Here is a 359-nt window from a genome sequence, read left to right on the forward strand (position 1 = left end):
AGGCATCTTTTAATCTTTTTGAATTATTGACTTCAAGTATAGAGGCGTCAATAGCGAAAATTCGAAATCCCTTAAATGTCTTACTGGGATTTTCCTTGTAATACCAATCTACTATGGTATCAAATAACTGGATAAATGCCTTGGGTTTAATCTTCTTTCTGGCCTCAGAAAATCCTTGTTTACTAATGCTAATCCCCTTTTTTCCGATGAGTTTGAAAAAGTCATCTAGCTCAATCTGGAAACTCTTCTTTACAAAATTCAGCATAAAAAGGATCGTACTAATAAAATCTAATTTGTTTTTTCCTTCTCGTGTAAAATATGTGGGCTTAGAACGCGATTCACACATAAAAATAACATCA

1 pseudogene is annotated in these 359 nt (G+C 32.9%); it reads right to left on the bottom strand.

From position 1 onward, the window contains the following. Nucleotides 1-359: pseudogene (locus ACTYBU_RS22545) on the bottom strand (IS4 family transposase); the annotation flags it as partial.

Source organism: Niallia sp. 03133 (assembly GCF_052663225.1).